Annotated in this window: 1 protein-coding gene; it reads right to left on the bottom strand. The window is 66.2% G+C overall.

Going from position 1 to position 1,425, the window contains the following annotated elements; genetic code table 11:
- Positions 1–67 precede the first annotated feature (67 nt).
- A complete protein-coding gene (locus ALC15_RS40870; RefSeq protein WP_050632137.1) occupies positions 68–1,267 on the bottom strand; it encodes an IS256 family transposase in 1,200 nt (399 codons plus the stop codon).
- Between the last annotated feature and the right edge of the window lie 158 nt (positions 1,268–1,425).

Raw genomic sequence — 1,425 nt, 5'->3', positions numbered from 1 at the left:
GATCGTGTCCCTGAGCGTGGTGTAACTGGCGGCGGGACACCGCGTTCGCCGGTAAGAGCCGGACTGGTCAGCTGGCGATAGCCGGGAGGCTGACGGTTGGATCATCGCTCAACGGCGCGATGGTTTCCAGCGTCATGTAACGGGCGCGCTGAACGGCCCATTCATCATTCTGTTCGAGCAGGATCGCGCCGATGAGGCGGACGATGGCGTCCTCATTGGGGAAGATGCCGACGACCTCGGTGCGCCGCTTGATCTCGCCGTTGAGGCGCTCGATCGGGTTGGTCGAGTGCAGCTTGGTGCGGTGCTGCGGCGGGAACGTCATGTAGGCCAGCACATCGGTCTCGGCCTCATCGAGGAAGCCGGCGAGCTTGGGTAGCTTGGGGCGGAGCTGATCGGCGACCTTCCGCCATTGCGCTCGTGCGGTCTCGGCATCGTCCTGGGCAAACGCAGTGGCGATGAAGGCGGAGACGACACGCCGTCCGCTTTTGCCGGCATGGGCCAGCGCGTTGCGCATGAAGTGCACGCGGCAACGCTGCCAACTGGCGTTGAGCACCTTGGCGACGGTCGCCTTGATGCCCTCGTGGGCGTCGGAGACGACCAGCTTGACGCCGCGCAGGCCGCGGCGGGCGAGCTTGCGCAGGAACGCCGTCCAGAATGTCTCGGCCTCCGAGGGACCAATGTCCATGCCGAGAACTTCGCGCCGGCCATCGCTGTTGACGCCGACCGCGACGATCACCGCGACCGACACGATGCGCCCCTGCTGGCGCACCTTCACGTAGGTGGCGTCGATCCACAGATAAGGCCAATCGCCCTCGATCGGGCGAGCGAGGAACGCCTTCACCTTGTCATCGATCTCCGCGCACAGCCGCGAGACCTGGCTCTTGGAGATGCCGCTCATGCCCATCGCCTGCACCAGATCGTCGACGGAGCGGGTCGAGACGCCCTGCACATAAGCTTCCTGCACCACGGCGGTGAGCGCCTTCTCGGCCATCCGGCGCGGCTCCAGAAAGCCGGGGAAGTAGGAGCCTTTGCGCAGCTTGGGAATGCGCAGCTCGACCGTGCCGGCGCGGGTCTCCCAGGTCCGGTCGCGGTAGCCGTTGCGCTGCGCCAGACGCTCGGGGGTTTTCTCGCCGTAGGCGGCCCCGGTCTGGCCTTCCACTTCCAGCTCCATCAGGCGCTGGGCAGCAAAGCCGATCATCTCGCGCAGCAGATCAGCATCAGGGGTCTTCTCCACGAGCGTGCGGAGGTTCATCATCTCATCGGTCATCGGTGGTTCCTCGAATCAGGTTGGTGTCAGCAACCCGACCCTACCGGCGAACTGCCGGTGACCACCGCAAAGCCGCCCGCCCGCTACGGCGCCGTGGGAGGGCGCGCGTGCGGACGGCTTTGCTCTACCGAGCTACACCATCACCGGGGACACGACCC

Origin of the sequence: Bradyrhizobium viridifuturi (assembly GCF_001238275.1) — a bacterium.
Classification (GTDB): domain Bacteria; phylum Pseudomonadota; class Alphaproteobacteria; order Rhizobiales; family Xanthobacteraceae; genus Bradyrhizobium; species Bradyrhizobium viridifuturi.
The sequence above is the reverse complement of the archived record's forward strand: the minus strand, read 5'-3'. Positions and strand labels throughout refer to the sequence as shown.